Origin of the sequence: Mycobacterium sp. UM_CSW (assembly GCF_000455205.1) — a bacterium.
In the GTDB taxonomy this organism is placed as follows: domain Bacteria; phylum Actinomycetota; class Actinomycetes; order Mycobacteriales; family Mycobacteriaceae; genus Mycobacterium.
Genome location: NZ_AUWQ01000139.1, coordinates 1 through 4536 on the forward strand (window position 1 = coordinate 1; position 4536 = coordinate 4536).

General features: G+C 72.4%; 5 protein-coding genes. 3 read left to right on the forward strand and 2 right to left on the reverse strand.

Features of this window, described 5'->3' with window-relative positions:
- Window positions 1–531, reverse strand: a 531-nt coding sequence (locus N415_RS29475) for an FAD-dependent oxidoreductase (RefSeq protein ID WP_152531639.1), incomplete at its 3' end; no start/stop codon positions are given.
- A complete protein-coding gene (gene hemE, locus N415_RS29480) occupies window positions 528–1613 on the reverse strand; it encodes a uroporphyrinogen decarboxylase (protein ID WP_068107312.1) in 1086 nt (361 codons plus the stop codon). The genes N415_RS29475 and hemE, both read right to left, overlap by 4 nt.
- Before the next feature lie 57 nt (window positions 1614–1670).
- On the opposite strand from hemE, the gene N415_RS29485 reads away from it, so the two are divergent.
- The 3 genes from N415_RS29485 to N415_RS29495 all read left to right on the forward strand — a co-directional run bounded on the left by N415_RS29485 (window position 1671) and on the right by N415_RS29495 (window position 4514).
- Entirely contained in the window at window positions 1671–2474 is an 804-nt protein-coding gene (locus N415_RS29485; RefSeq protein WP_068189586.1) for an enoyl-CoA hydratase/isomerase family protein, read from the forward strand.
- A 119-nt stretch (window positions 2475–2593) separates the two neighbouring features.
- Entirely contained in the window at window positions 2594–3229 is a 636-nt protein-coding gene (locus tag N415_RS29490) for a DUF3000 domain-containing protein (protein ID WP_152531640.1), read from the forward strand.
- 1 nt (window position 3230) lies between these two features.
- Window positions 3231–4514: a ribonuclease D gene (locus N415_RS29495; RefSeq protein WP_068189589.1), complete on the forward strand. Its 1284-nt coding sequence runs from the start codon at window positions 3231–3233 to the stop codon at window positions 4512–4514.
- Window positions 4515–4536 lie beyond the last annotated feature (22 nt).

A 4536-nucleotide genomic window follows, 5' to 3' on the forward strand; every position in this document is an offset into this window, starting at 1 on the left:
CGTCGCGGCCGAGCCGGCGTACACCCCGCTGAGTAGGGGGTCCACCGACCGGGCCACCACCTGCCCGCCGAACCGGTCGCCGACCAATTCGGCCACCGCGGGATCGCTGCCGGGCTGCCAGGCCAGCGGTCGGGTCGGTTCGGCGTCGATGCGCGCGAGCGTCGCCTCGTCGACCAGACCCGCCACCGAAGCCGCAGACGACGGGATCCCGACGACCGTGCCGGCGGGCAACGGGTGCAGCCGGTGGTCGCTGTAGATCAGCGGGCGGGCGCCGGTGGTGCCGATCTGGCGCGCGGACAGGCCCAGTTCGGCCAGCAGCGCCGGCATCTCGGGGCGGCGCAGCACGAACGCCTCGGCGCCCAAATCCATCGTTCGGCCGCCGACGTGTTCGGTGCGCAGGATGCCGCCGAGCCGGTCGGCCGGATCGAACAGGGTGATGCTCGCGTCGGCCCCGGCGGCCGCGCGCAGCCGGTATGCCGCCGTCAGCCCTGAAATACCGCCGCCCACAACACAATACGACGGGGCCGTCATAGCGAGTGGACCAGCGCAACCAGGTCGGTCAGCACGCCGGGGTCCGTCTCGGGCAGCACCCCGTGCCCGAGGTTGAAGACGTGGCCGGCCGCGCCGGCGTCCACCGCGCGGCGCCCGTCGTCGATGACCGCCCGCGCGGCGCGTTCGGCCACCGGCCAACCCGCCAGCAGCACCACCGGGTCGAGGTTGCCCTGCAGCGCCGTGCCCGGCTCGACCCGGGCGGCGGCGTCGACCAGCGAGGTCCGCCAGTCCACCCCGACGGCGGTGCACTGGCCGGGTTTCATGCCGCACTTCAGCGCCGCGGACATGGAACCCAGCAGTTCGGCGGTTCCGACCCCGAAGTGCGTCATCGGCACGCCGTATTCGGACAGGGTCGCGAAAACCCTTGAGCTGTGCGGTAACACGTATCGGCGGTAGTCGGCCAGCGACAGCGTCCCCGCCCACGAGTCGAACACCTGGATGGCGTCCACGCCGGCCTCGAGTTGCCCGCGCAGGAAAGCGACGGTGAGGTCGGTCAGCTTCGACATCAGCTCGTGCCAGCTGGCCGGCTCGGCCAGCATCATCGCCTTGGTGCGCGCGTGGTTGCGGCTGGGGCCGCCCTCGACGAGATAGGACGCCAGCGTGAACGGCGCGCCGGCGAAGCCGATCAGCGGGACGTCGCCCAGCTCGCCGACGAGCAGCGAAACCGCCTCGCAGATCGGCCGGATCGCCTCGGGGTCAAGGGGTTTGAACGCGTCGATGTCGGCGTCGGTGCGCACCGGGTGCGCGATCACCGGCCCCACGTCGGCGACGATGTCCAGGTCGACGCCCGCGGCCCGCAGCGGCACCACGATGTCGGAGAACAGGATCGCCGCGTCGACGCCGTGGCGGCGGATCGGCTGCAGCGTGATCTCGGCGGCCACCTCGGGCTCGAAGCAGGCCGCCAGCATGCTGTGCCGTTCGCGCAGCGCGCGGTACTCGGGCAGCGAGCGACCGGCCTGCCGCATGAACCACACCGGCACTCGGCCGGGCTTGCGTCCGGAGACGGCGGCCAGGTACGGCGACTCGGGGAGGTCGCGACGCGTAGGCGCAGGGTTGTTCATTGGCCTCAATGCTGCCATGGCGGGCCACCGACATCGCCGCTGCGTAACATCACGCCAATGCCGATCAGTTACGACGAGTTCCCCAGCCTGCGCTGCGAACCCAGCGAGAGCGGCGTGCTGACCCTGGTTCTCGACGCGCCGGGGCTGAACTCGGTCGGGCCACAGATGCACCGCGACCTGGCCGACATCTGGCCGGTGATCGACCGCGACCCCGCCGTGCGGGTCGTGCTGGTCCGCGGCGAGGGCAGGGCGTTCTCCTCCGGCGGCAGCTTCGACCTGATCGACGAGACCATGGCCGACTACCAGGGCCGGATCCGCATCATGCGCGAGGCCCGCGACATGGTGCTCAACATGGTCAATTTCGACAAGCCGGTGGTCTCGGCGATCCGCGGGCCCGCCGTCGGCGCCGGTTTGGTGGTGGCGCTGCTCGCCGACATCTCGGTGGCCGGCCGGACCGCCAAGCTGATCGACGGGCACACCAAGCTCGGGGTGGCCGCCGGCGACCACGCCGCGATCTGCTGGCCGCTGCTGGTCGGGATGGCCAAGGCCAAGTACTACCTGCTCACCTGTGAGACGCTCTCCGGCGAGGAAGCCGAGCGCATCGGACTGGTCTCCACCTGCGTCGACGACGAGGATGTCCTGGCCACCGCGACGCGGGTGGCCGAGGACTTGGCGCGCGGCGCGCAGGACGCGATCCGCTGGACCAAGCACAGCCTCAACCATTGGTACCGGATGTTCGCGCCCGCCTTCGAAACGTCGCTCGGCCTGGAATTCCTCAGTTTCAGCGGTCCGGACGTCCGGGAGGGCCTCGCCGCGCACCGCGAGAAGCGCCCGGCCCGATTCAACGGGGGGACGCCCTGATCAGGCACGACGCCCGCCGTGGGTCCCCGAAAACGCGTGGTAACGGCTTGGTCGCGACGACGGCGAAACTCGGCGCGCCTGTTTCGGCGTGTCGGGTGATGGGTCTAGCGTCGAACGCTGTGACCCGCGCCTGTGACGATGCGGAGCGGGAGCGACGAAGAGGAGCGGCGCCGTTGACCTCGACTGAACCGGCCCCATTCCGCGAGGCGGTGGCGGCGATGAACGCCGTCTCCGTGCGGCCGGAGATCGAGCTGGGCCCGATCCGTCCGCCGCAGCGCCTGGCGCCCTACAGCTACGCGCTGGGTGCCGAGGTCAAACACCCCGAGCTAGAGATCGTCCCGGAACGCTCCGAGGGCGACGCGTTCGGCCGGCTGATCCTGCTGTACGACCCGGACGGCGCCGACGCGTGGGACGGCACGATCCGGCTGGTCGCCTATATCCAGGCCGACCTGGACCCCAGCGAGGCGGTCGACCCGCTGCTCCCCGAGGTGGCGTGGAGCTGGCTGGTCGACGCGCTTGAGTCGCGCCTCGAGCACACCACCGCCCTGGGCGGCACCGTCACCGCCACCACCTCGGTGCGCTACGGCGACATCTCCGGACCGCCCCGCGCCCACCAGCTCGAGCTGCGGGCGTCGTGGACCGCGACCACCCCCGACGTCGGGGCGCACGTCGAGGCGTTCTGCGAGGTGCTCGAGCACGCCGCGGGCCTGCCGCCGTCCGGCGTCACCAACCTGAGCTCTCGCTCACGCGCCTGACATGGGCGAACCGGGGGCCCCCGGGCCCGATAGCACCGCGCCCGGCAGGACCCCTGAAGCCACCCCGCTACTGCACCCGGCCGAGGGGGTTCCCGACCTCGCGGTGAGCGTCCGCGAGATCGAGGACGCCGCGCGGCTCCTGGACCGCGGGCGCGGCCCGTTCGCGGTGGACGCCGAGCGGGCGTCGGGCTTCCGCTACTCCAACCGGGCCTACCTGATCCAGATCCGGCGGGCCGGAGCCGGCACCGTGCTCATCGACCCCGTCAGCCACGGCGGCGACCCGCTGACCGTGCTGCGGCCGGTCGCCGAGGTGCTGGGCACCGACGAATGGATCCTGCACTCCGCCGATCAAGACCTGCCGTGCCTGGCCGAGGTGGGCATGCGGCCGCCGGCGCTCTACGACACCGAGCTCGCGGGGCGGCTGGCCGGCTTCGATCGGGTGAACCTGGCGACCATGGTGGACCGCCTGCTGGGGCTCGGGCTGGCCAAGGGCCACGGCGCGGCCGACTGGTCAAAGCGCCCGCTGCCCGCCGAGTGGCTCAACTACGCGGCGCTGGACGTGGAATTGCTCATCGAGCTGCGCGCGGCGATCTCCGACGTGCTCGACGAGCAAGGCAAAAGCGGTTGGGCCGCAGAGGAATTCGACTACTTGCGCGAGGTGGGCGCCCGCGACGCCGCCCCGGTGGTGAAGCGGGACCGCTGGCGCCGGACGTCGGGCATCCACCGGGTGCGCGACCGGCGGGGCCTCGCGGCGGTGCGCGAACTGTGGACGGCGCGCGACCGCATCGCCCAGCGCCGCGACATCGCGCCCCGGCGGGTGCTGCCGGATTCGGCCATCATCGACGCCGCCCTGGCCAACCCGAAGACGGTCGAGGACCTGGTCGCGTTGCCGGTGTTCGGCGGGCGCAACCAGCGCCGCAGCGCCGAGATCTGGCTGGCGGCACTGGAGGCGGCCCGGCAGACCCAGGATCCGCCCGACGAGGCCGAGGCGCCCAACGGGCCGCCGCCGCCGTCACGCTGGGGCAGGCGCAAACCGGAGGCCGCGGCGCGGCTGGAGGCGGCGCGGGCCGCGCTGGGCGAAGTGTCGGAGCGGGTGCACGTCCCCACCGAAAACCTTGTCGCGCCCGATCTGGTGCGACGGCTGTGCTGGGACTGGGAACCGGCTCCGGACCCCGACGAAGCCGTCGACGCGTTTCTGCGCGCCGGGCGGGCGCGGACCTGGCAGCGCCGACTCGTGGACCCGCCGTTGGCCCGGGCGCTGCAGCCGCCGGAAGACGCCGAATGACGAAGGTTGAGACATCCCAGGT